This is a genomic window from Pseudomonas sp. TAE6080 (genome assembly GCF_018732265.1).
GTDB classification, from domain to species: Bacteria; Pseudomonadota; Gammaproteobacteria; order Pseudomonadales; family Pseudomonadaceae; genus Aquipseudomonas; species Aquipseudomonas brenneri.
This window is the reverse complement of the sequence record NZ_JAHIDY010000016.1, coordinates 107,093-131,840: the sequence shown is the minus strand read 5'-3', so window position 1 is coordinate 131,840 and position 24,748 is coordinate 107,093. Positions and strand designations below refer to the sequence as shown.

Genomic DNA, 24,748 nt, shown 5'->3' with positions numbered 1-24,748 from the left:
CGTCAGGACCACATCGACTTTGTCGATGGTGTCGTTGATCTGCGTCGTTGCGCCGCCCGGTGCGATATCAAGCTTCTCGAAGCCGCCACCGACGATGTCCGGATTGATCGTGACGTTGATCGGTCCGGCATCTTTGAATACGTCGTCGCTCGGTGCCTTGGACGTCACCTGGCCAGTCGTCTCACCCTTGGCGATGGTGATGACGTCACCGTTGCTCAGGGTCAGGGTCAGGTCGCTGCCGGCCTTGTTGCTCAAGGTCGCGGTGTAGGTGATGTTGCCACCTTCGTCGGCCTCGGTTGGTGCGGTCAGCGTGACGGTGGTGGTGTCGGTAGTGCCGGGTGTGTCGGTTACGGTGGTGTTGACCGGCGTGGTGCCTGGCACCAGGTTCTCGAAATGCGCGCCGCCGGTCACATTGGTGATGGCGGTGGTGATGGTCGGGTTGCCTTCATACACATCGTTCGGCGCAACAGTGGTGACAGTGCCGGCGGATTGGCCGACGCCGATGGTGATGGTCTGGCCATTGTCCAGGGTCACGGTCAACGGGTTGGTGATGTTGGTGACCGGGTTGCCTGCCTTGTCCACAAGCGAAGCGGTGTAGACGATGTTACCGCCTTCGCCCACGGTGGTCGTGGCGGTCAGGACTACATCGACCTTGTCGATAGTGTCGTTGACGGTCGTGGTAGCGCCGTCACCGGCCACTTCCAGTTTCTCGAAGTTGCCGCCGGTAGTCTCGGTGATCTTGACGGTTTGCGTGCTCTTGTCGACAAACACATCATCGCCCGGGGCATCAACCGTGACGGAGCCAACGGTTTCACCGGCCTTGATGATGATGGTCGAACCGTTATCCAGTTTCAGCGTGACGTCAGTCTCTGCTTTATTGGAGAGCGTGGCGGTGTAGGTGATCTGGTCGCCTTCGTTGATATCGCCCGGCGCAGTCAGCGTCACGGTGGTGGTATCGACCGAGTCGGTGATGGTGGTGACGGCTGGCGTGGTGTTGGGCACCAGGTTTTCGAAATTGCCACCGGTGGTGCCGGTGATGGTCGTAGTGACCGTGCTGCCATTGACGTAGACGTCGTTCGCCGGGGTTTCGACCACCACGGTGCCGGTGGACTCGCCGGCCTTGATGGTAATCACCGAACCGTTGGACAAGGTCACGGTCAGCGGCGTTTGCGCCGGGTTGGTCAGCGTTGCGGTATAGGTGATCTGGCCGCCTTCGGTGACCGTGTTGGTGGCGGTCAGGGTCAGGCCGGTGTCGTCGACCGAGTCGGTAATGGTGGTGACGGCTGGCGTGGTGTCTGGCACCAGGTTTTCGAAGTTGCCACCGGTAGCCCCGGTAATCGTGGTGCTGACCGTGCTGCCGTTGTTATAGACATCGTTGGCAGGTGTATCGACCACCACGGTGCCGGTGGACTTGCCAGGCTCGATGGTGATGACCGAACCATTGCTCAACGTAATGGTGACCGGTGTCTGCGCCGGGTTGGTCAAGGTCGCGGTGTAGGTGATCGGACCACCTTCGGTCACCGTTTCGCCTGCCGTCAGGGTCACGGTGGTGGTGTCGATGGTGTCGGTGATCTGGGTCACGGCCGGCGTCGGGTCGACGGTGAGCACCAGGTTATTGCCACCGGTCGTGCCGGTCACGGTCACGCTGATCTGACCGGGATCGATGTACGGGCTGTCGTTCGGTGCCAGGGGCACGTCGACGGAACCGGTCACCTGGCCGGCCGGGATGGTGATCACCGCGCCGTTGGACAGGGTAACAGTCAGGTTACTGGTGGACGGCTGGGTCACTGTGGCGGTGTAGGTCAGCACGCCGCCGGCTTCAGTGATGGTCGGCGTGGCGCCCAGGGTCAGGGTCGACGGCAAAGGTGCCGCCGTGAGCGGGTCGTTTGGTTGCCCGCCGAGTTCGTTGGTCAGCGCATTGGTCGCGAAACCCAGGCCAGCCGTGGGGAAGCCAATGGTCGGATCGACCGAGCCGGCAGTCTCATCGAGCATCACAAAGCTGTGGCCGCCCCCGGCAGCACCGGTACCTGCCGCTGCCGCGCCTGCGGCGGTGGCTTCCAGGTCGGTGGTCGGGTCAGCGCCGGCGGCAATGGCCTGCTGCAGTTCGGCAACCGAAGGCGCCGCTTGCGCGGTGGCTTGGGCCAGGTCGGTGCTGGAGTCAGGCGCGGTGGCGCTCCACTGGGTATCACGCCCCAGGTCCAGGGTGCGGCCATCGGCCAGCTCCAGGCTGACGGCGCCCGACATACCGGTGTCTATCTGGTCGCCGGCGAACAGGCGATCACCTTCAACCAGCGGCCGACGGGCACCTTCCGGAGAAATGACGAAAACTTGGCCAACAATGCCCTTGACGATTGCAACAACACTGCTCATTGAAGATTTCTCCGGCGATCCATTCTGTGGGTGTCCTATGACTGAGAACCTATGGGTTTCATCAGCCTGGGAGGTGCGTAGTTTGTAAAACGAGTGGCGTCAAATAATTGGCTATATTTTTTGGCAATTTACTTTATGCCAAACTATTGACCTTCTTGGCGCCATCCTAAACAATCGCCTCGCTAATGTCACATTGATATTCATGCGGCGAACCGTCCTACATGTGTGAACCAGTTCCGCTTTTGAACTTTCCGACGTACGGTCATTACGGTAGCCATTTTCTAACGCAGCACGCCAAGTTGCTGTGACTTGAGACAAGAAGTCCTGGGGATTTTTAAATGCGTTTGCACCTGCTTAAGGCAATACCGTTCGTTCTCGCCGCCAGTTTTGTACAAGCCCAAACCCTGCCCCAGGCCATGCAGCAAGCGCTGGATGTGCATCCTGAGATTCAGGCAGGGGTCAACGCTCGTATCGCGGCTGACTATCAGTTGCGTGCCGCCAAGGGTGGTTACCTGCCGCGTGTCGACCTGAACGCCGGTTATGGCCGTGAGGGCACCGACAGCTCTTCCACCCGTGCCCGTGGTGGCCACTGGGATACCCTCAATCGCGGTGAGTCGAGCCTGCGCTTGCAGCAAATGGTTTTTGACGGTTTTGCCACTTCCAGTGAAGTAGGGCGTCAACAAGCCACCGTTAACTCCCGCGCGTTTTCGCTGCTGGGTACTTCCGAGCGCACTGCATTGACGGTAGCCCAGGTTTACCTGGATGTCCTGACCCGTCGTGAGTTCGTGCGCCTGGCTGAAGACAACCTGCGCAATCACGAGCGTATCTACGACCAGATCAAGTTGCGCACCCAGCGTGGCGTCGGCAGCGGGGCCGACCTGGACCAGGCCGAAGCCCGTCTGGCCCAGGCCCGCAACAACGTGATCACCGAGCAGACCAACCTGGCCGATGCCCAGACCAACTACCTGAGCGCCGTCGGCCAAGACGCCGATCAGTTGGAGCGTCCACCCAGCTTCATGGCACTGCTGCCTGCCAACCTGAACGAAGCGCGCCGTCAGATGCTGGATAACAGCCCGATCCTGCGTTCGGCCGAATCCGATATCGCCGCCGCTGAAAAGCAATACGAAGCCGCCAAGTCTTCCTTTTACCCACGTTTCGACGCCGAGTTGGGCCGCAACGCCGACAACAACATCGACGGTGACGCCAGCCACAACAACGGTTGGGAAGCCATGCTGCGCATGCGTTTCAACCTGTACGCCGGTGGCAGCAACAAAGCCGAGCTGGAATCCAAGTCCTACCAGTCCAACCAGGCCCTGGATATCCGCAACAACGCCTTGCGTCAGTTGAACGAAGAGCTGGGCCTGGCTTGGAACGCCATGAACAATGCCAATGCCCAGGTGCCGATTGCCCAGCAATACGTCGACCACAGCAGCAAAGTGCGCGGCGCCTACCAGAAGCAATTCAGCCTGGGCGAACGAACTCTGCTTGACTTGCTCGACAGTGAAAACGAGCTGTTCACGGCTTCGCGTCGTTTAGAAGAGATAAAAAACGTTCAGTTATTTACTCAGTACCGAATCAAGGCGACCATGGGCGAGTTGCTCAAGAGCCAGGGAGTGGTCGCACCGATGGCCTCCGTCGTACAGAACGATGTGAAGCCGAAAGTCCAACTGCCTGGGATGAATTGAGCTATTCCTTATAGTCCCATCTGTTAGTTGAGAGAGCCCGCGTGGAATCAGAAGTCAGTCGAGTCCATCTCAGTCATGATCCCCGCACATTGCACGACGACCCGTTACTCGACGGGTTGTTGGCTCTCTGCGCCCTGCACCAGAAGCCCGCCAGTGCGGCAATGCTGACCACCGGTCTGCCATTGCCGGCCCAGCAACTGACCGCTGACTTGCTGGCCCGCGCTGCGGCCCGCGCCGGTTTGCAAGGGCGGTTGCTGCAACGCAAGCTCGATTCGATCCCCGCGATTGCCATGCCGGCGCTGCTGCTGCTCAAGGACGGCCGCAGTGCCGTGCTGCTCGGTTGGCAGGGTGAAGACGAGGCCCAGGTGCTGCTCAGCGAAAGCGATGGCGGTGAAACCATCGTCAAGCGTGAAGCGCTGGCCGATGACTACATCGGCAAAGTGTTCTTTGCCCAGCCCCAGCACAAATTCGATGTCAGCCACGGCACCCTGATCCCCCGGGCCCGTTCCTGGTTTCGCGACACCCTCAAGCGTTCGCGCTGGCTCTACGCCGATGCCATCGCTGCCAGTTTCCTGATCAACCTGATTGCCATGGCCGCGCCGTTGTTCGTGATGAACGTCTACGACCGCGTGGTGCCGAACCAGGCCACTGCCACCTTGTGGGTGCTGGCCACCGGTATTTTCATTGCCTACGTGTTCGACCTGGTCCTCAAGAGCCTGCGTAGCCTGTGCCTGGACCTGGCCGGCAAGAAAACCGACCTGATCATCTCGGCCACGCTGTTCGAGCGGATCGTCGGCATGTCGATGAAGTACCGCCCGGCGCGGGTCGGCAGCTTCGCCCAGAACATCCACGAGTTTCAGAGCCTGCGCGACTTCCTCGCGTCCCTGACCCTCACCAGCCTGATCGACCTGCCGTTTACCTTGCTGATATTCATGGTGATCGCGATCCTCGGTGGGCACCTGGTGTGGATCCCCATGCTGGCCTTCCCGATTGCCCTGGGCATCGGCTACCTGCTGCAAAAGCCGCTGGTTGCCACCATGGAACGCACCATGGCCCTGGCTTCCGAGCGCCAGTCGAGCCTGATTGAAACCCTGGCCGGGCTGGATGCGGTCAAGGTCAACAACGCCGAGAGCGAGCGCCAGTACCAGTGGGAACAGACCATTGGCACCCTCAGCCGTCTTGAGTTGCGGGTGAAAATGCTCTCTGGGCTGTCGATGAACATCACCCTGCTGATCCAGCAACTGGCCGGTGTGATCATGATTGTCTTCGGCGTCTACCAGATCATCGACGGCAACCTCAGCATGGGTGGCCTGATTGCCTGCTATATGCTCAGTGGCCGCGCCCTCAGCCCCCTGGCATCGCTGTCGGGCCTGATGACCCGCTACCAGCAAGCCAAAGTCACCATGGTCTCCACCGACCAGATGATGGAGCTGCCCCAGGAGCGCAACTTCGAAGAGCGCCCCTTGAGCCGCCGCACCCTGCAAGGCGCCATCGAGTGCCGGGGCCTGAATTTCACGTACCCCAACCAGCAGAACATGGCGCTCAAGAACATCAACCTGGTGATCAAGCCCGGCGAGAAAATTGGCATCATCGGGCGCAGCGGTTCGGGCAAAAGCTCCCTGGCCAAACTGATCGTGGGCCTCTACCAACCTGATTCCGGGGCCTTATTGGTAGACGGCGTGGACATTCGCCAGATCGACGTCAGCGAACTGCGCCACAACGTGGGTTATGTGCCCCAGGATATCCAACTGCTGGCCGGTACCCTGCGCGACAACCTGGTCTCCGGCGCCCGTTACGTTGAAGACGAAGTGGTGTTGCAAGCCGCTGAATTGGCCGGCGTCCACGAATTTGCCCGCCTGCACCCACAAGGCTACGAGCTGCAAGTGGGCGAGCGGGGCCAGAACCTTTCTGGCGGCCAGCGACAAAACGTCGCCTTGGCCCGTGCCCTGCTGCTCAACCCGCCTATCCTGCTGCTGGATGAACCGACCAGCGCCATGGACAACACCGGTGAGGAGCGCCTCAAACAGCGCCTGCAAGCCGTGGTGGAAAACAAGACTGTGGTGCTGGTGACGCACCGTGCGTCGCTGCTGTCCCTGGTGGACCGTTTGTTGGTCATCGACCGTGGGCAAATCCTTGCCGATGGCCCGAAAGCTGTCGTGATGGAAGCGTTGAAGAAGGGGCAGATCAGTGTTGCGTAAATTCAAGGACGCGGTCCGTCGCTATTTCATTGGTTCCGATTCGCTGGACGGCCAGCCACTGCCAGAGGTCAAGAAGGCCCTGATCGAAGATGCCCCGCGCGTGGTGCGGCTGACCATCTGGGGGATCATCGGGTTTTTCCTGTGCATGCTGCTGTGGGCCGGTTTTGCCAAGGTCGACGAAGTGACACGCGGTGATGGCAAGGCCATTCCCTCCTCCAAATTGCAGAAGATCCAGAACCTTGAGGGCGGTATCGTCGCCGAGTTGTATGTCAAGGAAGGGCAGATCGTTGAGGCCGGTGCGCCGCTGATCCGCCTGGACGACACGCGCTTTGTTTCCAACGCCGGGGAAACCGAGGCCCAGCGCCTGTCCCTGCTGCTGCGCATCGAGCGTTTGAACGCCCAGATCGAAGACCGGCCGTTGAATGTCCCTGAAGATGTGCGGGCTGCTGCGCCAACCCAGGCGATCAACGAGCAGTCGCTGTACGAAAGCCGGCGCCAGCAGTTCAAGGACGAAATCGGCGGCTTGCAGGAGCAATTGACGCAGCGCCAGCAAGAAATGCGCGAATACACCTCCAAGCAGGGCCAGTATCGTAGCCAGCTGTCGTTGCAGCGCCAGGAAATCAACATGTCCGAACCCCTGGTCGCCCAGGGTGCGGTGTCGCCGGTGGAGGTGCTGCGTCTCAAGCGCGCAGAAATGGAAACCCGTGGGCAACTGGACGCCACCACCCTGGCCATTCCCCGCGCCGACTCGGCGATCAAGGAAGTACAACGCAAGATCGACGAGACCCGTGGCAAGTACCGCAGCGAAGCCCTGACCGAGCTCAATGAGGCGCGCACTGACCTGAACAAGGCCCAGGCCACCGGCAAAGCTCTCGAAGACCGCGTGAGCCGGACCCTGGTCACCTCGCCGGTGCGCGGGATCGTCAAGCAACTGCTGGTCAACACCATTGGTGGCGTGATCCAGCCGGGCAGCGACATGGTCGAAATCGTACCGCTGGACGACACCTTGCTGGTAGAAGCCAAGATCCGCCCGCAAGACATCGCCTTCCTGCACCCGGGGCAAGAAGCCGTGGTCAAGTTCACCGCCTACGACTACACCATCTACGGCGGCCTCAAGGCCAAGCTGGAGCGCATCGGTGCCGACACCATTACCGATGAAGACAAGAAAACCACCTACTACATGATCACCTTGCGCACCGACCGCAGCCACCTGGGCACCGATGAGAAGCCGCTGATCATCATTCCTGGCATGGTCGCTTCGGTCGACATCATCACTGGCAAGAAGACCATCCTCAGTTACCTGCTCAAGCCGATCATCAAGGCCCGGGCCGAGTCGCTGCAGGAGCGTTGATCTCGATTGCCTGGCCTGGCCTCATCGCAGGCAAGCCAGCTCCCACATTTTGGACCGCGTACGCCGTTCAATGTGGGAGCTGGCTTGCCTGCGATGGGGCCCTCAACCCCACCCCATCTCCCAGGCCCTACCGCAAAAAGGCCATATCGTTATTCCTTAATGGTATTTAAATTCTAATTCTTATATCTATAAAGTCACTCTCCTGACTGCCAGGGAGTGATCACATGTCCACCGCCACAGCCGCCTTGCCCACCGCGCAAACCTTCGACATCCGCCCATTCCCCGGCAGCGTAGGCGCCGAGATCATTGGCCTGGATCTGTCGCGCCTGGTCAACGACCAGGACTTCGCCCGCATCCACCGCGCGCACCTGGACCACCATGTGGTGGTGTTCCGCGACCAGCGCATCACCCCCGAGCAACAGATCGCCTTCAGCCGCCGCTTCGGCGTGCTGCAGATCCATGTGCTCAAGCAGTTCCTGCTGGCCAACCACCCAGAAATCCTCATCGTCTCCAACATCATCGAAAACGGCCAATCCATCGGCCTGGGCGATGCGGGTAAGTTCTGGCACTCGGACCTGTCATACAAGGAACTGCCGAGCCTGGGCTCGATGCTCCACGCCCAGGAACTACCATCCGAAGGCGGCGACACGCTGTTTGCCGACATGCACAAAGCCTGGGACCAGTTGCCCGAGCATCTGCGCAAAGCCGTGGAAGGTCGCAGCGCTGCGCATTCCTACACCGCCCGCTACAGCGAAACCAAATTCGAAGGCAACTGGCGCCCGACCCTGACCCCCGAACAACTGGCCCAGGTCGCCGAAGTGGTACACCCCGTGGTGCGTACCCACCCGGAAAACGGGCGCCAGGCGCTGTTCGTCAGCGAAGGCTTCACCACCCGTATCGTCGGCCTGCCCGAGGACGAAAGCCGCGACCTGCTGGCCCAACTCTTCGCCCACAGCATCCACCCGCAAAACATCTACCGCCACCGCTGGCAGCCCCACGACCTGGTGTTCTGGGACAACCGCTCGCTGATCCACCTGGCCGCCGGTTGCCCCAGCCACCTGCGCCGCAAACTGTTTCGCACCACCATCCAGGGCGACGCGCCTTTCTGATTCGGAGCATGACCATGTCCAGGAAAACCCCCTTTGCACGATTGGCCGCGACCGTGGGCCTTGGCGTCAGCCTGTTGGCTGGCAGTCTGGTTGCTCCCGCCGTCGCCCAGGCCGAAGGCGAAATTCGCATTGCCGAGCAGTTCGGCATCGTTTACTTGCTGCTCAACGTGGTGCGCGACCAGAACCTGATCGAGAAATACGGCAAGCAGGAAGGTATCGACATCAAGGTCGACTGGACCCAATTGTCCGGAGGCGCGGCGGTCAATGACGCGCTGCTGTCTGGCTCCATCGACATTGCCGGCGCCGGTGTCGGCCCGCTGCTGACCATCTGGGACCGCACCCGCGGCAAGCAGAACGTCAAGGCCGTGGCTTCCCTGGGCAACTTCCCGTACTACCTAGTCAGCAACAACCCCAAGGTCAAGACCATCGCCGACTTCACCGAAAAAGATCGCATCGCCGTGCCGGCCGTGGGAGTTTCCGTGCAGTCGCGGTTCCTGCAATACGCGGCGGCCAAGCAATGGGGCGACAAGGAATTCAATCGCCTGGATAAATACACCATCGCCGTCCCGCACCCGGACGCCACCGCCGCGTTGATTGCTGGCGGCACCGAACTGACCGGGCATTTCTCCAACCCGCCGTTCCAGGACCAGGCCCTGGCCAACCCGAACGTGCATGTGGTGCTCAACACCTATGACCTGCTGGGGCCGAACTCGCCGACCGTGCTGTTTGCCACCGAGAAGTTTCGCAACGACAACCCGAAAACCTACAAGGCTTTTATCGACGCACTGACCGAGGCCGCGCAGTTTGCGCAGAACGATAAGGGCGCCGCTGCCGACACTTACATTCGCGTGACCAAGGCCAAGATCGACCGTGCCGCGCTGCTGAAAATCATCGACAACCCGCAATTCGAATTCAGCATCACCCCGAAAAACACCTACCCGCTGGCCGAGTTCCTCTATCGGGTGGGCGCGATCAAGAACAAGCCTGAATCGTGGAAGGACTACTTCTTCCAGGATGCCAAGCCGCTGCAAGGGAGTTGAGATGAACGCGCCCTTGCAAGGCCACACGGCCAGCAACCTGAAGACCACTGAGGCGCTGCTCTCGGTGGATCACGTCAGCCTTGAATACCGCACGCCCGAACGGGTCGTGCGGGCCACCCACCAGGTCAGTTTCGAGATCGATCCGGCCGACCGTTTTGTGCTGCTGGGGCCTTCGGGTTGCGGCAAGTCCACGCTGCTCAAGGCGGTAGCCGGTTTTATCAAACCCTGTGAAGGCGAAATTCGCCTGGTAGGGCAAAAGGTCGAGCAGCCGGGCCCGGATCGCATCGTGGTGTTCCAGGAGTTCGACCAACTGCCGCCGTGGAAAACCGTCAAGCAGAACGTGATGTTCCCGTTGCTGGCGTCCAAGACCCTCAAGCGTCGCGAGGCCGAAGAACGGGCGTTGTACTACCTGGACAAGGTCGGTTTGAGCGCCTTCGCCGACGCCTATCCGCACACCCTGTCCGGTGGCATGAAAGCCCGCGTGGCGATTGCCCGGGCGTTGGCCATGCAGCCGAAAATCCTGCTGATGGACGAACCGTTCGCCGCCCTTGACGCCCTGACCCGACGCAAGATGCAAGAGGAGTTGCTGCTGCTGTGGGAGGAGGTGCGCTTTACTTTGCTGTTCGTCACCCACTCCATCGAAGAAGCGCTGGTGGTGGGCAACCGCATCCTGTTGCTGTCGCCGCATCCGGGGCGCGTGCGCGCAGAAATCCACAGCCATCAATACGACCTGCACAGCCTGGGCGGTGTGGAGTTCCAGGCGTCGGCGCGGCGTATTCATCGCCTGTTGTTCGATGAAACGCCCGAGGCAGAAACCGAGTTGGATTTCGCCGATATTCGCATTGCTTATTGAAGGACTGTGCCCATGCGCCAGGAATATGAAATCACCCTGCAACCGCTGCCCGGCGTGCCCGTGGAGCGTGCCTTACCCCTGCGCCAGCGCCTGTGGCAACAAGGCTGGTTGCGCAAAGGCTTGATCCTGATCGTGCTGGCGCTCCTCTGGGAAGCAGCGGCGCGCTATCAGAACAACGACCTGCTGCTGCCCAGTTTCTTGCAGACCTTCCACGCCTTCTACGACGGCATTGCCAGTGGCGAGTTGTTGGGTAAGGTCAGTATCTCGCTGGTGGTGCTGCTCAAGGGCTACCTGATTGGCATTGTCCTGGCATTCGCCCTGACCACTTTGGCGGTCTCGACCCAGGTGGGTCGCGACCTGCTGAGCACCCTGACTTCGATGTTCAACCCGCTGCCGGCGATTGCCCTGCTGCCCCTGGCGTTGCTGTGGTTTGGCCTGGGGCAGAACAGCCTGATTTTTGTGTTGGTGCACTCGGTGCTGTGGGCCCTGGCACTCAACACTTACTCGGGGTTTATGGGCGTGTCGGAAACCCTGCGCATGGCCGGCCGCAACTACGGCCTCAAGGGCATGCGCTTTGTGCTGTTTATCCTGATCCCGGCGGCGCTGCCATCGATCCTCGCCGGCCTGAAGATTGGCTGGGCCTTTGCCTGGCGCACATTGATCGCCGCCGAATTGGTGTTCGGTGCGACCAGCGGCAAGGGTGGCCTGGGTTGGTACATCTTCCAGAACCGCAACGAGCTGTACACCGACAAGGTCTTCGCGGGGCTGGCGGTGGTGATCCTGATCGGCCTGCTTGTGGAAAACCTGGTGTTCGACACCCTGGAACGCGTCACCGTGAAGCGCTGGGGGATGCAGCGATAAACCCTTGCGGGGGCCTGGAGCCCCTCGCCACCGGGCAGTACCGGTAAAGCCTGCTACGATTGCGTGCGCTGTACTCCAAACCCATCATGAGTGCTTGGCATGCAATTACCGGATATGAACCTGTTGGTGGCCCTCGACGCTTTGCTCGACGAGGGCAGCGTGGTAGGCGCCGCGCGGCGGATGAACCTGAGCCCGGCCGCCATGAGCCGTACCCTGACGCGCATCCGCGAGGCGGTAGGCGACCCGATCCTGGTGCGGGCAGGGCGCGGCCTGGTGCCTACGCCCAAGGCCCTGGAGTTGCAAGGGCAGGTGCGCAATGTGGTGGAGCAGGCGGCGTTGCTGTTCCGCTCGGCGGACGAGGTTGACCTGAGCACCTTGCGTAGGCGGTTCAGCGTGCGCGCCAATGACTTTTTTGTTGGTGTGTATGGCGGTCGTCTGTTCGACACCATGGAGCGTGTGGCACCCCATTGCGAGCTGCGTTTCGTCCCCGAAGGCGACAGCGACGACGAAGCCTTGCGTGAAGGGCGGTTGGACTTGCGCGTCGGCAACACCATGCCGATCACCCCGGAAGTGAAGGTGCAGAACCTGTTCTCCACCACCTTCGTCGGCCTGGCCCGCGAAGGCCACCCGTTGTTCGACGAAGAAATCACTGCTGCACGCTTTGCCAGCTACTCCCATATCAGCATCTCCCGGCGCGGTATTGCCCGTGGGCCGATCGACACCGCCCTCAATGCCCAGGGCCTGGAACGCCGGGTGGCGATGATTGCACCGGGGTTTCACGGTGCGATGTTCATGTTGCCCGACTCCGACCTGATCCTGCCGGTGCCCAAGGAAGCGCTCTACAGCGCCAATCGCCTGAAACTGCCACTGCGCGCATTCACCCTGCCGATCTCCCTGCCGACCCTGGTGCTGACCCAGGCCTGGCACCCGCGTTTTGACAAAGACCCGGCGCACAAATGGCTGCGCGAAACCATGCGCGAAAGCTGCGCGGCTACCTGGCGCGAAGCCCAGCCCACCTGACAACTTCGATCCAAATGTGTGGAGCTAGCCTAGCCAGCTCCCACATTCGATCATTGCGTATGGCGCAGTTATAACCTTCCCATAAGTCAGTTTTCGTCATGTCTAAGCCTTATTAAACTGCTCGGGTATTCTATTTCCGAGTTGTACCTTCATGACTTCCCTCGCTGCCCCCGCTCCCTTGGCTGCAGCCAAACCCGCCGCCGTCAGCCCTCCTGTGTTTGGCCCGCGGATCATCATCGGCCTGGTCGGCGTGCTGCTGGCGGTGCTGGTCTCGGGCCTGAACGAAATGGTGACCAAGGTCGCCCTCGCCGATATCCGCGGTGCGCTGTACATCGGTTTTGACGAAGGCACCTGGCTGGTCGCTGCCTACACCGCTACCTCCGTCTCGGCCATGGCCTTTGCGCCGTGGTGTTCGGTGACGTTTTCGCTGCGCCGTTTCACCCTGTGGGCCATCGGCCTGTTTACCCTGCTGGGGGTGCTGTGTCCCCTGGCACCGAACTATGAAAGCCTGCTGCTGCTGCGTACCGTGCAAGGCCTGGCCGGTGGCGCTCTACCGCCGATGCTGATGACCGTGGCCCTGCGTTTCTTGCCGGCCAACGTCAAACTCTACGGCCTGGCCGGCTACGCCCTGACCGCCACCTTCGGCCCCAGCCTCGGCACACCGCTGGCAGCGCTGTGGACCGAATATGTCGGCTGGCAGTGGGCGTTCTGGCAGATCGTCGCGCCGTGCCTGCTGGCCATGGCCGCCGTGGCCTATGGCCTGCCCCAGGACCCGCTGCGCCTGGAGCGCCTCAAGCAGTTCAACTGGCGTGGCCTGCTGCTGGGGTTCCCGGCGATCTGCATGCTGGTGATCGGCATCTTGCAGGGCAATCGCCTGGACTGGTTCGAGTCGCCGCTGATCACTACGCTGCTGGTGGGCGGGGTGCTGTTGCTGGTGCTGTTCATGCTCAATGAATGGTCGCACCCGATGCCGTTCTTCAAGTTGCAGATGCTCGGGCTGCGTAACCTGTCGTTTGCCCTGATCGTGCTGGCCGGAGTGCTGGTGGTGTTGCAGGCGGTGATCATCCTGCCCTCCAGCTACCTGGCGCAGGTGCAGGGCTATCGGCCGCTGCAGACTGCGCCGGTGATGCTGATCATGGCCCTGCCGCAGTTGATCGCCCTGCCGCTGGTAGCGGCCCTGTGCAACCTGCGCTGGGTGGATTGCCGCTGGGTGCTGGGGATTGGCCTGGGCATGCTGACCCTCTCGTGTATCGGCGGCGCGCAACTGACGTCGGCGTGGATCCGGGATGAGTTCTACGTGCTGCAACTGTTGCAGATCTTCGGCCAACCAATGGCGGTACTGCCGCTGTTGATGCTGTCCACCGGCAGCATCGTGCCCACCGACGGGCCGTTTGCCTCGGCCTGGTTCAACACGGTCAAGGGCCTGGCCGCCGTGGTTGCCACCGGGGTGATCGAGGTGCTGACCACCCACCGCCTGCATTTCCACTCGACCATGCTGGTGGACGCCCTGGGCAACTCACCGTTGGCCAATAGTGACGCCCCGGGCCTGGCCCATCGGCTGCACCAGCAGGCGGTGGTGCTGACTTCTTCGGATCTCTATTACGTCATGGCTGGTGTTGCGGTGGCGTTGATCCTGCTGATTTTCTGGATGCCGACGCGGATTTTCCCGCCGCGCGCGCCCACCTGATTGTTGACGTAGACAAAGGATTTTTATGAAACGTAAAGACCAGATTGCCGTGACTGTTATCGCCGTGTGCGCCGTGGGTGTGCTGGTGTACCTGCTGGCGCCGGGTGTATTTGGCAGCAAGCGCCAGACCACCAACGACGCCTTCGTCGCTGCCGACTACACCCTGGTGGCGCCACGGGTGGCCGGGTTTATCAAAGAGGTGTTGGTGGAAGACAACCAACAGGTCAAGGCCGGGCAGTTGCTGGCGCTGATCGATGACCGCGACTTGCGCGCCGCCGCCCAGGCCGCCGATGCCGAGACCCTGATGGCCCAGGCCCAACTGAAAAACGCAGTAGCCACCCTTGAGCGGCAAAGCTCGGTGATCGCCCAGGCCCAGGCCACCGTGGCCGCCGATCGCGCCGAAGTGGCCTTTGCCGAACACGAATTGAGCCGCTACAACCACCTTGCCGGTGTCGGCGCCGGCACTGTGCAGAACGCCCAGCAAGCCAAGACCCGCATCGACCAGGCCACCGCGCGCCTGGCCAACGCCACGGCGGTATTGGCCGCCGAACGCAAGCAGGTGGAAATCCTCAGCGCCCAGCGCGATGCAGCTGAAGGCGGCTTGAAGCGGGCCCAGGCGGCGCTGGAAATGGCCAGTTATCAGCTGTCGTACACACGCATTGTCGCGCCAGTGGACGGCATGGTCGGCGAGCGTGCGGTGCGGGTCGGGGCCTTTGTCACACCCGGCAGCAAGATCCTCGCCGTGGTGCCGCTGGCCGACGCGTATGTGGTGGCCAATTTCCAGGAAAACCAACTGTCCCACATGCATGCCGGCCAAACGGTTGAAGTGCGGGTCGACAGCCTCGACGGTGAAGTGCTCCAGGGCCACCTGGAAAGCCTGGCGCCGGCCACGGGCGTGACCTTCGCCTCGGTCAAGCCGGACAACGCCACCGGCAACTTCACCAAGGTGGTGCAGCGTATTCCGGTGAAAATCCTCCTGGAGCCAGGGCAGGCGCATATTCATCGCCTGCGGGTCGGTATGTCGGTGGAGGCCAGCGTCAACACCCAGCCCAGTGCGCAGCAACGTGAGGTGGCGCAGCAATGAGAAAACTCGCGCTGCTTACTCTCAGCATGATCAGCCTGGGCGCTTGCACCGTCGGCCCGGACTTTAAGCGGCCCGACACCCAGTCGGCGACGCAATGGGCCGAGCCCCAGGGCCGCCAGGCCGCCAGCCGCGCGGTCAGCGACCCGTTGGAGGAACAGTGGTGGGACGTGTTCCACGACCGGCAATTGTCGGCCCTGGTGCGCCGGGCACTGAGCGACAACCTCGACTTGAAACTGGCCAGCAGCCGCCTGCAACAAAGCCGCGCAGTGCGCCAGGTGACGAGCGCCGGGCGCTATCCAGAGGTCAGCGCCGATGGCAACTACGGGCGCAAACGCAATAGCGCCAATGGCTTGAGCGACCCTTCGGGCAACAACGGCCGTTCGGCCTTCAACCTGTGGGATGCAGGCTTCGCGGCCTCCTGGGAACTGGACTTCTGGGGCCGGGTAAGACGCGAAACCGAAGCCGCCGACGCCACCCTGCAAGTGGCCGAAAACGACCGTCGCGCGGTGCTGCTGTCGGTGCTGGCCGAGACGGCCCAGGACTACATCCAACTGCGCGGCGTGCAAAGTACCCGGGCGGTCACCGAGCAAAACCTCGACGTGGCGCGCCGTAGCCTAAAGCTCTCGCAACTGCGTTTGGCCGATGGCGTGGCGACCCACCTGGATGTCGCTGAAGCCGCTGCGCAAGTCGCCGCCATCGAAGCGCGCCTGCCGGATTTGCAGCAGCGCCAGGACCAGTTGATCAACGCCCTGAGCCTGTTGATGGGCCAGGCTCCGCAAGCCTTGCATGCGCAACTGTCACAGGACGGCGCAGTGCCCCAGACCCAGCGCCAGGTTGCGATTGGCCTGCCGTCGCAACTGGCAGAGCGCCGCCCCGACATTCGCCAGGCCGAGGCGCGCCTGCATGCGGCGACCGCCAGCATTGGCGTGGCCAAGGGCGACTTCTACCCACGGATCACCCTGTCGGGCAGCCTCGGTTCCCAGGCCATGCAGTTATCGGATCTGGGCTCCTGGGGTTCACGCACGTTCGCTTTCGGCCCGTCGTTGAGCCTGCCGCTGTTCAACGGTGGCCGCTTGCAGGGCATGCTCGACCTGCGCGAAGCCCAGCAGCAGGAAGCGGCCCTGGCCTACCAGCAGACCGTGCTGCGTGCCTGGCATGAAATCGACGACCAGTTGACCCGCTACAACGCCAGCCAACTGCGCCGCGACAGCCTCGGCGAAGCGGTGCGCCAGAACCAGATCGCCCTGGACACCGCCCAGCACCAGTACGTCGAAGGGGTGGTGGATTTCGTCAACGTGCTCACGGTGCAGAGCGCCTTGCTGGCGACCCAGGAGCAATGGGTGGAAAGCTCCACCGGCGTGTCTCTGGCCATGGTCGGCTTGTACAAGGCGCTGGGCGGAGGTTGGGAATCGGTGTACCCGTTGCAGACCGCCGGGCGGTAACTGATAAAGTTTTTTGCCAGTCGCGATACAAGCTGTAATGATAATTGCTCTCAATAGTGTATCCGGGCGATTCATGGACACCGCGACTGACGGCCAGCAACAGCTTCATCTCCTGTACCGCGACCATCATGGCTGGCTGCAAGGCTGGCTGCGCAAGCGCTTGGGTGACCGCGAGCACGCCGCCGATGTGGCGCAGGACACGTTCCTGCGCCTGTTGGTGTCTGGGCGTTTTCCCGGGGCCAGGGAAAGTCGCAGCTACCTGACGCAGATTGCGCGCAACCTGATGATCGACCAATGGCGCCGCCTGCGCATCGAGCGCGCCTATCTGGAAAGCATCGCCCACTTGCCGGAGCCGGAGTCGCCGTCACTGGAGACCCGCGCACTGATCCTCGAAACCCTGATGCAGATCGACGCCATGCTCGACCGCATGCCCGAGAACGTGCGCCGTGCGTTCCTGTTGTCGCAGTTCGAAGGCCTGACCTACGCGCAGATCGCCGAACGCCTGGGGGTGACGATCAGCTCGGTGCAGAAGTACATGACCCGCGCGATCATTGCTTGCTACCAGGTGGCCTACGAAGAATGAGAACCCGCCATGACGCACCGATTGCCCAGGCGGTGGTCGAGCAGGCCAGTGAGTGGTTAATGCTGCAATGGGGCGGCGAATTCGACGGGGCCCAGCGCCAGGCCTTTGCCCATTGGCAGGCCGCCGACCCGGAGCATCGTCGCGCCTGGCAGCGTTTGCAGCAGTTGCAGCAGACCTTGGGCGGTGTGCCCGCCGACAGCGCCCGTGCGGTGTTGCGCGACGCGCCAGATCCCCAGCGCCGGGCCGCGCTGAAACTGCTTGGGTTGCTGCTGGTGGCCGGTGGCAGCGGTTACTGGGTCCAGGGCAGCCAGTCCTGGCAGGCGGCCTTTGCCGAGCATCGCACTGCCACCGGCGAGATTCGCCACCTGACCTTGAGCGACGGCACCCACCTGGACCTCAACAGCGACAGCGCCATCGACCTGCGCTTCAGTGCCACTGAGCGGCGCATCCGCCTGATTCGTGGCGAGATCCTGCTGACCAGCGGCCACGACCCATCTCGCCCGTTGATCGTCGAAACCGCAGCGGGCGATATCCAGGCCCTGGGCACCCGGTTTGCCGTGCGCGAACTGGACGATGGTAGCCGCGTCGATCTGTATGAAGGGCGTGTGCAGGTGCGCCCGGTGCAGGGTGTGCCGGTGCTGATGAATGCGGGGGACAGCCTGTGGTTCAGCGCAACGCAGACCTCGGCGGTGACCGCGCTGGATGCCAACGCCAGCAGTTGGACCCACAATCGCCTGATCGCCGAGCGCCAGCCGTTGGGGCAGTTTGTCGCGGAACTGAGCCGCTATCGGCCTGGGGTTTTGCGTTGCGATAAATCGGTAGCGGGCCTGTTGCTGACCGGCGTATTTCCCCTGAATGACACTGACGCGATCCTTGCGGCGCTGGAGCGCTCGCTACCGGTGCAGGTACAGGCGGTGACCCGTTACTGGGTCACCCTCAAACCCAGGGCCTGATTCCCACAGGGTTTTGTGTCTGGGTTGAGGGCCAAGGATAAATTTTTGTTTTTCTTTTGTCGGTTTTCCATCCCCGTCCGGGATACCTCTTGAAAGCCAATCAAGAAGCGTTCTCACGGGGAGTCCTGCAATGCCGCACCACCCAATCCAACCTCTGGCCCGCGCCCTGCGCCGTGGCCTGTTTATCAGTGTGCTGGCGACTGTGCCGGTCGTCCCGAGCATGGTTCAGGCCCAGGAGAGCGCCGGCGAAGCCTTGCGCCAATACAACATCCCCGCCGGCAGCCTGGACCAGGCGTTGAACCGTTTCGCCAGCGCCTCGGGGATTTTGCTCTCGGTGGACGCGGCGCTGACTTCAGGCAAACGCAGCCCTGGCTTGCAGGGCCGTTATGCCACCGGGCCTGGGTTGGAGCAGTTGTTGGCGGGCAGCGGCCTGGTGGCGATGCAGTCCGGTGGTGGCTGGTCGGTGCAGGCCATTTCGGGGGGCGGCTCGGTGCAATTGGGCGCGACCCGGATCAGCGCCCAGCAGGCCCAGGAAAACGCCTGGGGCCCGGTCGACGGCATCGTCGCCACGCGGAGCGCCACGGGCAGCAAGACCGATGCGGCACTGGTGGAAATCCCCCAGACCATCAACGTCATCACCGCCGGCGAAATCAAGGCGCGGGGTGCGCAAAGCGTGACCCAGGCGTTGCTCTACACCCCTGGCATGAGCGCCGGTGGTTTCTCTGACCGAGTGAAGCTGTTCGATGAGCCGACCTCCCGTGGCTTCTCGCCGACGCCCCTGTACCTTGACGGCCTGCACCTGCCTTACGGTGGCGGCAGTACCGGCGGTGCGTTGCAGATCGAGCCCTATTCCCTGGAGCGCATCGAAGTGCTCAAGGGCCCGGCATCGGTGCTGTACGGGCACAACCAGCCGGGCGGCATCGTCAATATGGTCAGCAAGCGCCCCAGCGAGACCCCGGTGCGCCAGGTGGTGCTTGAAGCCGGCACCTACGAGCACAAGAGCGCGGCCATCGACCTCAGCGGCCCGCTGGATGACCAAGGCCAATTCTTCTATCGCCTCACAGGGCGACTCAAGGACGAACAGGGCGAGATCGACTACTTCGAAAACAAGCGGCAATTCATCGCGCCCAGCCTGACGTGGCGACCCAATGACGACACCAGCCTGACCCTGTTCGCCCAATATCAGAAAGACAAGGGCGTGCCCGAAGCCCAGGGGCTGCCGGCCTCCGGGACGATCTGGAACAACCCCAACGGCAAGATCGACCGTGATCTGTTTATCGGTGAACCGGGCGTCAACCAATACAACCGCGAACAGGTCGCCTTCGGCTACGAGTTGTCCCATCGTTTGAACGACACCTGGACCCTCAAGCAAAACGCACGCTATGCCGAAGTGGATGACCGCTACGTGGCGCCGTTGCACGGCTATCGGTTTGTCGCCAACCCGGCCACCGGGGCCATGGATCAACGCTACTTGCAGCGCTTTGGTGTGGACTGGAAGCAGAACAACAAAGTCATCGGCGTGGATAACATCGCCCAGGCCGAGTTCAACACTGGCGAGTTCTCCCATACGCTGATCGTGGGCCTGGATTACTACCACTCCAACTCCAGGTTCCTCGGCCTCTATGACCGCAACCCACCGATCATCGATCTGTTCAACCCGGTGTATGGCCAGCCGCTGAATTTTGGCCAGCCGTACCGCTGGGACAACACCATCACCCAGACCGGCCTGTATGTGCAGGACCAGATCAAGTGGGACAAGTGGGCGCTGGTGCTGGGCGGGCGTTATGACTGGGCCAACGTGGTCAACAAGGTGCCGCTGAGCGGCGACCGCACCAGCAGCAAGGACCAGGCATTCACCGGTCGCGCGGGCCTGGTGTACCTGTTCGATAACGGCCTGGCGCCGTTTATCAGTTACTCGGAATCCTTCCTGCCGCTGTCCGGCACCGATGCCAACCAGAAGCCCTTCGACCCGTCCACCGGCAACCAGTATGAAGTCGGCGTGAAGTACCAGCCGCCGGGCCAGGAAAGTTTTGTGCAGGTCTCGGTCTACCAACTGGACCAGGAAAATATCCTGACGGCCATTCCGCTGACCAACTTCAGCAGCCAGAGCGGGGCCATGCGTTCGCGCGGCGTCGAGTTCGAAGCCAAGGCGGTGCTGAGCGACGCTTGGGATGTGGTCGCTTCGGCCGCGCGCAACGACATCAAGTACACCAAGGACGACGAAGGTCGCGAAGGCCGCCACCCGGCGGGCATCTCACCCCTGACGGCGGCGTTGTGGGTCAACTACACGGTGATCGGCGACAGCCCCCTGGCCGGCCTCGGCGCAGGTCTTGGCGCGCGTTACTCGCGCAAAAGTCTTGGCGACTACTACGCCGGCGCGTTCAGTGTGCCGTCCTACACCGTCTACGATGCGAGCCTGAGCTACGACCTGGGCGCCTCGCCCCTGAAGCTCAAAGGCGTCAAGTTGGCGATGAATGTGCAGAACCTCGACAACAAAACCTACGTCTCACAGTGCACCAGCGACCTGGATTGCTACTACGGCGAAGGGCGCACGGTGGTGTCGAGCCTGACGTACGATTGGTAAGGCTCTCAAGGAGAGTCTGCTGTGGCGGCCGGGCAAGCTCGGCCTCTACATCGCAGGCGTACTGCAGGAGGCCACTGCACCTCTAGTCGGATTACGCGGCCATTCGCTGTCCTGCCGGTTGACGGTGTTGGCGAGTTTCTCCCAAGATAACTCATTGCAAACTTAATCTGGTGAGACCGCCCCATGAGCGCTCAACTTTCCCCCATTGTGTCCGAGTTCGAAACTGAAGATCAGGCGGCCAGTTACGACCGCTGGTTTCGTGAGAAAGTCTTGGAGGCAATGAACAGCGACAAGCCCCGCTTGCCTCATGACGAAGCAATGGCCAAGGTTCAGTCTGCTCTAGACGAGCGTAGGAAGTCCCGTGCAAGTAGTGCGCTGGACTGAAGAAGCTACCACCGACCTGGTGGAAATCATCGACTACATAGATCAGCGCAATCCTCTTGCAGCCGAGGTGTTGTATAGCACCATTTTGAGGGCAGTCGAAGGCCTGCCATCGGCCCCTTATTTGTTCAGGCCAGGTAGGGTTCCTGGATCTCGTGAGTGTGTGGTGCATCCCAATTACCTGGTGGTTTACCAGATAGTGACCGATAGCATCGACGTACTTCGCGTACTTCACGCCCGCCGTGAGTATCCCTGATCCACCGATCGTCTTTAATGACCGCGCTTAGGTTCATGGATTCTGCAAAAACACCACATACCCGCCAAACCACTCATTCTCCTTCAAATACTCCGGCTCCTGCCAATCCCCGCCCTGGATCAAGCCGATCTTGAACGGTAGCCCCAGCCGGTTCATCCGTGGCAGGTACGCCGCGTAATCGGGGATGCTGTGGCGCCCCTGGTAGGTCTGCACCACCACTTCATCCACCACCCCTTTGAGCTGGGCGATGGCGGCCGGGTCGGCGTTGCTGCTCCAGTCCATCAGGCCGGTGATGCTCAGGCGCAGATCCTTTGGCAGGCGCTGGCGCAGGTCCTTGAGGAAGTCGACGTATTCGTGCAGGTATTGGGTGCGGGCGTCGAAGTCGATCTGGATACCCACCACCGGGTTGCCCGCGGCTTTCCAGCGCTGCACCTGCCCCAGCAATTTTGTGTAGACCGGCTCTGGCCAACGCAGGGTGTGGGCGCGGTAGACCACCCACACCTGGCCCTGGCGGATACGCGGCACGCTCATGCCCTGGGCGATGAACTGCACGCCACGTTCGGGCTGGCGGCGGGTCGAGTTGATCTGGCCCTGGAGGATGTACAGGGTCCTGGCCTGCTTGAGCACCGGCTGTGGTGCAACGCCGCTCCACAGCCAGAAAGCGTCATAGTCGCGGGCGTCGACGGTGGCGAAGGCCGGGCTCGCCAACAGCAGCAAGCCTAGCCACAGGTGTTTCACCAGTAGTACTGCAGCGACTTGCCCCACTGCGTGTCGGCAAACCCGCTTTTCAACTGGCGGAACCAGCCCTTGCGCACCGCCTTGTCCACGTCCTCACCACCGCAGCTGTTATAGCCCGAAGGCGCGTAACAGTTGATCGCCCGGAACAGCGCATAGGCCTTGTCGTCACGGGGCGCCTTGGGGTTGGCGATCACCTGTTGATAACCATCGAGCCGCGAGAAGGTTTCACCGGTGAAGCCCGATGCGGTACTGCCCAGGCTGCCGGCCGAGCGCGCTTCTTCCAGGGGCATGCCGTCCAGGCCGTTACGCAGGATGAACTCACCTAGGCAGTTGAGGCCGTGTGGGTTTTTCGCGTCGTTTTGCAAGGTGCTGGCGGTTTGCGCGATGGTCGGGCACGCGTAGCCCGAGGCTGCTTTGTCGCCGCTCCAGCGGAACAAGGTCAGCGCCTGGCCGCCGTCGTACACGTAGCCCAGGCTGGTGCCGATCTTGTCTGCGGCAGGGGAGGCCGGCAGTTGCTGCAAATCCTCGGCGAAAGTTGCGAACTGGCCGCGCAGCAGGTCTTTGTAGAGCAACACAAATTGCGCGGTGCTGCGCTCCAGCGGGTCGCTGGCCTGGCTGATCTGCTGGCGCAACAACTCTGGGCCGGCCACGCTGCGCAGCAGGATATAGCGCACTTGCGGGGTCTGGATCGGCGAGTCGGCGGTGAACACCTTGGCCAATTGGCCGCTGCGCTCGTAGTTCATCGCCAGGGCCAGTTCCAGTTGCTCGCGCTGCAAAGGCAGCTTGGCGTGCGGCAGCAGTTGCAGCCAAAGGGTGGCAGCGCCTTGCCAGTCTTGCTTGGCTTCCAGGGCCAGGCCGCGCAGGGTTTGCTGGCTGAATGCCAAGTAATCCAGGCTTGCGGGTAGCGCTGGCGGCAGATGTTTCAACGCCGCGTCTGGCTGGTGCTCGACATACAGGGCAAACGCCGCCTGCAGGTAGTCGTACAGCGCAGGCTCATTGGCAAACGCGGCCTTTTGCCCGTCGAGGATGGCGCGGGTCAGCTTGGGCGGGTTGTTGGCGCGCATCCACATCAGGTCGTTGATCGCCAGCAGCAACGGGTTGCGGATGGTCTCGGCGTAGCTGGTCAGCAGCTTGTTGTCGGTTTCTTCCACCAGTTCATCGATAGACCCATTGCGCTCGGCATCGCTGGCCTCGGTCAGTTGCCAGGCGTAGTCGTCGGCCAGCCTGGTCGCATCGCCCGCCAGCCAGTGGACCCGACGCAGCAGGCCGCGAGCGGAGGCCGCATAGTCGCCCTGTGGATAAGTTTTCAGGTAGCTGAGGAAGCTGTGCTCGGCCTCGCCCAGGGCGGACTTATCCACAGCCTTGCGCTGGGGCATGCCGTATTCGTCGAAGGCGTTTTCCTGGGCTTGGTTGAGCGACGCGCGGGCGATCATGTACACCGCCGTTTCTTTCAGCCAGGGCAGCGTTGTGACGGTGACCGCGGCAAACCCGCGCTCGGCATACACAAAGCGCCCGCTGTAAAAGTCGGATGCGGCGAGCAAATAGGTGGTCAGTTCCCGACCCTGGGTCGATGTCATCAGCTGCGGCTCCAGTAGCACTTCGCCCTTCCAGTCACAGGTGCCAAGCAACTTCAAGCGTGCATTGGCCAGCAGCACCCGTTCATTTGCCGGCACATCGGCCTTGATCACTTGGCGTACAAAGTCGGTGGCACTCTGCACATTGTTGCTGCGACAGCGGCTGCCTTCGCCCCACAGGAACTGGTCGCCCGCTGGCGCCGTCGTGGTATCGCGCTGGATACCCAGCGAGGCCAGTAATTGCGTCAACTCGGCGCCTTGTTCCTCGGCCGATTCTGCGGCAACTGGGGCAGGGACTAGGCGATACACCGGGAACGGCACCGGGCCGAATCCCTGGGCCAGGTCATCTGCGCCCAGCGCATTGGGCGTCAGCGGCGCATTCTTTTTGGCCGCGAGCAACAGGCGCAAGTTGGTCCGACTGTCATTGCCGGGGCTCAGGAAGGGCACGTTGCTGCACGCGGTCAGCGAGTCCTGGGACACGCGCCAGTCGGGGTAGCACGAGTCGTCGACACTGGCCTGGGCCTGTAGGGATACGCCGGCACACAGTGCCAGGGTCAGGGATGACAAAAGACCGATGCGCATGAATTGTCCTTATTCCGGGAGTCCGCGAATGCCGCTGGGCGAAAGGTGAAGATGATAGCGTGAACATTGCAAAATGTTGCACAGAAGGCCGTCAATCTGTGGGTTTTATCGGTCTAGACTGTAGTCAATCACCTAGTCTCGGAGTTGTTATGGAATCGCCTGTCCACACCCTGCCGTCGTTGTTCAAACAGCTCGGGCTGCCCGATGACGCCACCAGCATTGAGCGTTTTGTCGCCGTGCATTCACCGCTCAAGCCGGAATTGAAGCTCGAAGATGCGTTTTTCTGGACGCCCAGCCAACAGGCGTTTTTGCGTGAAGAAATTCTGGAAGATGCGGATTGGGCTGAAGTGGTGGATGAGTTGAATCTGCTGTTGCGCCGCAGTCGTTTGTAGGAGCG

Annotated in this window: 20 protein-coding genes; 17 read left to right on the top strand and 3 right to left on the bottom strand. The window is 62.0% G+C overall.

What is annotated here, in order from left to right; all coding sequences use genetic code 11:
• The coding region (locus KL786_RS14375) for a retention module-containing protein (protein WP_215518031.1) at positions 1–2,370 on the bottom strand (2,370 nt) is incomplete at its 3' end.
• Positions 2,371–2,708: 338 nt separating this feature from the next.
• Here KL786_RS14375 and KL786_RS14370 point away from each other — a divergent pair.
• The 16 genes from KL786_RS14370 to KL786_RS14295 all read left to right on the top strand — a co-directional run bounded on the left by KL786_RS14370 (position 2,709) and on the right by KL786_RS14295 (position 21,457).
• Positions 2,709–4,055, top strand: a complete 1,347-nt coding sequence (locus KL786_RS14370) for a TolC family outer membrane protein (RefSeq protein ID WP_032856471.1) — start codon at positions 2,709–2,711, stop codon at positions 4,053–4,055.
• A 41-nt stretch (positions 4,056–4,096) separates the two neighbouring features.
• Positions 4,097–6,253 (top strand): type I secretion system permease/ATPase, encoded by a 2,157-nt coding sequence (locus tag KL786_RS14365; protein ID WP_215518030.1) that lies wholly within the window; start codon positions 4,097–4,099, stop codon positions 6,251–6,253.
• Complete coding sequence (locus KL786_RS14360) at positions 6,243–7,604, top strand: HlyD family type I secretion periplasmic adaptor subunit (protein ID WP_215518029.1); 1,362 nt, start codon at positions 6,243–6,245, stop codon at positions 7,602–7,604. Before KL786_RS14365 ends, KL786_RS14360 begins: the two co-directional genes overlap by 11 nt.
• Before the next feature lie 224 nt (positions 7,605–7,828).
• On the top strand, positions 7,829–8,713 hold the full coding sequence (locus KL786_RS14355) for a TauD/TfdA dioxygenase family protein (RefSeq protein WP_215518028.1): 885 nt from the start codon (positions 7,829–7,831) through the stop codon (positions 8,711–8,713).
• A gap of 14 nt (positions 8,714–8,727) precedes the next feature.
• Positions 8,728–9,753 (top strand): ABC transporter substrate-binding protein, encoded by a 1,026-nt coding sequence (locus KL786_RS14350; RefSeq protein WP_215518027.1) that lies wholly within the window; start codon positions 8,728–8,730, stop codon positions 9,751–9,753.
• 1 nt (position 9,754) lies between these two features.
• Positions 9,755–10,606, top strand: coding sequence for an ABC transporter ATP-binding protein (locus KL786_RS14345; RefSeq protein ID WP_065943933.1), 852 nt, complete (start codon positions 9,755–9,757; stop codon positions 10,604–10,606).
• Positions 10,607–10,618: 12 nt separating this feature from the next.
• Positions 10,619–11,467 (top strand): ABC transporter permease, encoded by an 849-nt coding sequence (locus KL786_RS14340; protein ID WP_215518026.1) that lies wholly within the window; start codon positions 10,619–10,621, stop codon positions 11,465–11,467.
• Between the two features lie 99 nt (positions 11,468–11,566).
• Complete coding sequence (locus KL786_RS14335; protein ID WP_032856479.1) at positions 11,567–12,487, top strand: LysR family transcriptional regulator; 921 nt, start codon at positions 11,567–11,569, stop codon at positions 12,485–12,487.
• Between the two features lie 151 nt (positions 12,488–12,638).
• Positions 12,639–14,174 (top strand): MFS transporter, encoded by a 1,536-nt coding sequence (locus tag KL786_RS14330; protein ID WP_215518025.1) that lies wholly within the window; start codon positions 12,639–12,641, stop codon positions 14,172–14,174.
• A 25-nt stretch (positions 14,175–14,199) separates the two neighbouring features.
• Complete coding sequence (locus KL786_RS14325; protein WP_215518024.1) at positions 14,200–15,258, top strand: HlyD family secretion protein; 1,059 nt, start codon at positions 14,200–14,202, stop codon at positions 15,256–15,258.
• Positions 15,255–16,700 (top strand): efflux transporter outer membrane subunit, encoded by a 1,446-nt coding sequence (locus KL786_RS14320; RefSeq protein ID WP_215518023.1) that lies wholly within the window; start codon positions 15,255–15,257, stop codon positions 16,698–16,700. Before KL786_RS14325 ends, KL786_RS14320 begins: the two co-directional genes overlap by 4 nt.
• Before the next feature lie 73 nt (positions 16,701–16,773).
• Positions 16,774–17,283, top strand: coding sequence for a sigma-70 family RNA polymerase sigma factor (locus tag KL786_RS14315; protein WP_215518022.1), 510 nt, complete (start codon positions 16,774–16,776; stop codon positions 17,281–17,283).
• Positions 17,280–18,236 (top strand): FecR domain-containing protein, encoded by a 957-nt coding sequence (locus tag KL786_RS14310; protein ID WP_215518021.1) that lies wholly within the window; start codon positions 17,280–17,282, stop codon positions 18,234–18,236. Before KL786_RS14315 ends, KL786_RS14310 begins: the two co-directional genes overlap by 4 nt.
• Before the next feature lie 130 nt (positions 18,237–18,366).
• On the top strand, positions 18,367–20,820 hold the full coding sequence (locus KL786_RS14305; RefSeq protein ID WP_215518020.1) for a TonB-dependent siderophore receptor: 2,454 nt from the start codon (positions 18,367–18,369) through the stop codon (positions 20,818–20,820).
• Between the two features lie 183 nt (positions 20,821–21,003).
• On the top strand, positions 21,004–21,204 hold the full coding sequence (relB, locus tag KL786_RS14300) for a type II toxin-antitoxin system RelB family antitoxin (protein ID WP_032856486.1): 201 nt from the start codon (positions 21,004–21,006) through the stop codon (positions 21,202–21,204).
• Complete coding sequence (locus tag KL786_RS14295) at positions 21,182–21,457, top strand: type II toxin-antitoxin system RelE/ParE family toxin (protein ID WP_082445496.1); 276 nt, start codon at positions 21,182–21,184, stop codon at positions 21,455–21,457. The genes relB and KL786_RS14295 overlap by 23 nt, the downstream gene beginning before the upstream one ends.
• A gap of 33 nt (positions 21,458–21,490) precedes the next feature.
• Here KL786_RS14295 and KL786_RS14290 read toward each other — a convergent pair whose 3' ends face one another.
• Complete coding sequence (locus KL786_RS14290) at positions 21,491–22,195, bottom strand: DUF3142 domain-containing protein (protein ID WP_215518019.1); 705 nt, start codon at positions 22,193–22,195, stop codon at positions 21,491–21,493.
• Positions 22,192–24,351 (bottom strand): PA5441 family protein, encoded by a 2,160-nt coding sequence (locus tag KL786_RS14285; RefSeq protein ID WP_215518018.1) that lies wholly within the window; start codon positions 24,349–24,351, stop codon positions 22,192–22,194. Before KL786_RS14285 ends, KL786_RS14290 begins: the two co-directional genes overlap by 4 nt.
• A gap of 149 nt (positions 24,352–24,500) precedes the next feature.
• On the opposite strand from KL786_RS14285, the gene KL786_RS14280 reads away from it, so the two are divergent.
• Positions 24,501–24,743: a DUF2789 domain-containing protein gene (locus KL786_RS14280; RefSeq protein ID WP_032856489.1), complete on the top strand. Its 243-nt coding sequence runs from the start codon at positions 24,501–24,503 to the stop codon at positions 24,741–24,743.
• Positions 24,744–24,748: the final 5 nt, after the last annotated feature.

Coding starts and splice junctions, on each gene's coding strand:
- relB (WP_032856486.1), top strand. CDS start 21,004: ATGAGCGCTCAACTTTCCCCCATTGTGTCCGAGTTCGAAACTGAAGAT.
- KL786_RS14305 (WP_215518020.1), top strand. CDS start 18,367: ATGCCGCACCACCCAATCCAACCTCTGGCCCGCGCCCTGCGCCGTGGC.
- KL786_RS14355 (WP_215518028.1), top strand. CDS start 7,829: ATGTCCACCGCCACAGCCGCCTTGCCCACCGCGCAAACCTTCGACATC.
- KL786_RS14335 (WP_032856479.1), top strand. CDS start 11,567: ATGCAATTACCGGATATGAACCTGTTGGTGGCCCTCGACGCTTTGCTC.
- KL786_RS14320 (WP_215518023.1), top strand. CDS start 15,255: ATGAGAAAACTCGCGCTGCTTACTCTCAGCATGATCAGCCTGGGCGCT.
- KL786_RS14285 (WP_215518018.1), bottom strand. CDS start 24,351: ATGCGCATCGGTCTTTTGTCATCCCTGACCCTGGCACTGTGTGCCGGC.
- KL786_RS14315 (WP_215518022.1), top strand. CDS start 16,774: ATGGACACCGCGACTGACGGCCAGCAACAGCTTCATCTCCTGTACCGC.
- KL786_RS14330 (WP_215518025.1), top strand. CDS start 12,639: ATGACTTCCCTCGCTGCCCCCGCTCCCTTGGCTGCAGCCAAACCCGCC.
- KL786_RS14340 (WP_215518026.1), top strand. CDS start 10,619: ATGCGCCAGGAATATGAAATCACCCTGCAACCGCTGCCCGGCGTGCCC.
- KL786_RS14280 (WP_032856489.1), top strand. CDS start 24,501: ATGGAATCGCCTGTCCACACCCTGCCGTCGTTGTTCAAACAGCTCGGG.
- KL786_RS14370 (WP_032856471.1), top strand. CDS start 2,709: ATGCGTTTGCACCTGCTTAAGGCAATACCGTTCGTTCTCGCCGCCAGT.
- KL786_RS14325 (WP_215518024.1), top strand. CDS start 14,200: ATGAAACGTAAAGACCAGATTGCCGTGACTGTTATCGCCGTGTGCGCC.
- KL786_RS14345 (WP_065943933.1), top strand. CDS start 9,755: ATGAACGCGCCCTTGCAAGGCCACACGGCCAGCAACCTGAAGACCACT.
- KL786_RS14310 (WP_215518021.1), top strand. CDS start 17,280: ATGAGAACCCGCCATGACGCACCGATTGCCCAGGCGGTGGTCGAGCAG.
- KL786_RS14350 (WP_215518027.1), top strand. CDS start 8,728: ATGTCCAGGAAAACCCCCTTTGCACGATTGGCCGCGACCGTGGGCCTT.